Consider the following 1,970-nt stretch of genomic DNA (forward strand, 5'->3'; position numbering starts at 1 on the left):
CGACACCGGGATCGGCATCCCGGCGGCGGACCTGCCGGACCTGTTCGACGTGTTCCGGCGGGCGGGCAACTCGACGGGCGTGCCGGGGAGCGGGCTGGGGCTGTCGATCTGCCGCCAGATCATGGCTTTGCACGGCGGGAACATCCGGGTGCGGGCCGCCGAGGGCAGGGGGACGACGGTGGAGCTGACGCTCCCGATCGGAGGTTCGCCCGGATGAGACCGTATTGTCCGCCGTCATGACGACCGTGGAACTGGGTCTGGACACGTTCGGGGACGTGACCGTGGGCCCCGATGGTGTGAAGCTGCCGTACGGGCGGGTGATCCGGGACGTGGTCGAGCAGGCCGTGCTCGCGGACCGGGTCGGTGTGGACGCGTTCGGGGTGGGCGAGCACCACCGGGACGACTTCGCCGTGTCGGCCCCGGAGGTGGTGCTGGCGGCGATCGCGGCGCGCACCGAGCGGATCGCGCTGGGCAGCGCGGTGACCGTGCTCAGCTCGGACGACCCGGTGCGGGTGTTCGAGCGGTTCGCGACGCTGGACGCGCTGTCGAACGGGCGCGCGGAGATCACGCTGGGGCGGGGGTCCTTCACCGAGTCGTTCCCGCTGTTCGGGTACGACCTGGCGGACTACGAGCGGTTGTTCGCGGAGAAGCTGGAGCTGATGGCGCGGCTGCTGGACGAGGGTCCGGTGTCGTGGAGCGGGACCGTGCGGGCCGGGCTGGAGGAGCAGCACGTGTACCCGAAGACCGAGGGCGGGCGGATGCGCGCCTGGGTCGGCGTCGGGGGCAGCCCGAACTCGGTGGTGCGGGCGGCGAGCGGCGGGTTCCCCGTGGTGCTGGCCATCATCGGCGGCGAGCCGGAGCGCTTCGCGCCGTTCGTGCGGCTGTACCACCGGGCGCTGGACGAGCTGGGGCGGGAGCGGCTGCCGGTGGCGGTGCACTGCCCCGGTTTCGTGGCGGACACGGACGAGGAGGCGCGCGAGGTGCTGTGGCCGCACTGGCGCGCGGTGCACGACCGGATCGGGCGCGAGCGCGGGTGGCCGCCGGTGACGCGGGAGCGGTTCGAGGACGACGCGGCGTTCGGCGCGCTGCACGTGGGGTCGCCGGAGACGGTGGCGCGGCGGATCGCGAGGACGGTGTCGGTGCTGGGGGTGGACCGGTTCGACCTGAAGTACTCGAACGGGACGCTGCCGCACGAGCGGATGATGGCGGCGGTGGAGCTGTACGGGACGAAGGTGATCCCTCGGGTGCGGGAGCTGCTGGCCTCGGGGGTGTGAGGCCGGGGTGTGAGGCCGGGGCGGCGGGCGGGGGTGCTCGCCGCGGCGGCTTGGTGATCGGTGCGGCGGGGTCGGTTTCCCTTCACCCGTTCGGGGAACAGGGGGACGTGACCGGGACGACGTTCGGCGTCGAGGAGGAGTACCTGCTGGTCTCCCCGGAGACGTCCCTCCCCACCGCGAGCGCCCCCGAGGTGCTGTCGGTGGTGCGCGACCTGCCGCCGGGCGCCCTGGCCCAGCAGGAGCTGCTGTCCTCGCAGGTGGAGTTCGCCACCGGGGTGTGCCGGACCGCGTCGGAGCTGCGGGAGCAGCTGCGGGCGGGCCGGAGGGCGGTCGCGGACGCGGCGGGCCGGGTGGGCGTGGTCCCCGTGGCCGTGGGCAACCCACCGCTACCGGGGCGGGTTCCAGTGACGCAAGGTTCACGCTATCGAGAGATCACGTCCCTCTATCAGGGACTGATGACGGACTACCAGTGCTGCGGCTGTCACGTGCACGTGGGTGTGCCGGACCGGGCGACCGGTGTGGCGGTGCTGGACCACCTGCGGCCGTGGCTGCCGACGCTGCTGGCGCTGTCGGTGAACTCGCCGTTCGACCGGGGCGAGGACACCGGGTACGGGAGCTGGCGGGCGGTGCGCCAGTCCTCGTTCCCTGGGTGGGGGGCGCCGCCCCTGCTGCGCACGGTGAAGCGCCACGACCGTT

The 1,970-nt window shown here is 73.4% G+C and carries 3 protein-coding genes; all 3 read left to right on the top strand.

Going from position 1 to position 1,970, the window contains the following annotated elements; genetic code table 11:
- Window positions 1-217: sensor histidine kinase (locus ACTUAL_RS29680; RefSeq protein WP_440902550.1), on the top strand; the 217-nt coding region annotated here is incomplete at its 5' end.
- 19 nt (window positions 218-236) lie between these two features.
- Window positions 237-1,274 carry an LLM class flavin-dependent oxidoreductase gene (locus ACTUAL_RS29685; RefSeq protein ID WP_096492818.1) on the top strand — a complete coding sequence of 346 codons (1,038 nt, stop codon included), beginning with the start codon at window positions 237-239 and terminating at the stop codon, window positions 1,272-1,274.
- Window positions 1,275-1,381: 107 nt separating this feature from the next.
- A partial coding sequence (locus tag ACTUAL_RS29690) for a carboxylate-amine ligase (RefSeq protein ID WP_440902551.1) occupies window positions 1,382-1,970 on the top strand: 589 nt, incomplete at its 3' end.

This window comes from Actinosynnema sp. (genome assembly GCF_052038725.1).

Coding starts and splice junctions, on each gene's coding strand:
- ACTUAL_RS29685 (WP_096492818.1), top strand. CDS start 237: ATGACGACCGTGGAACTGGGTCTGGACACGTTCGGGGACGTGACCGTG.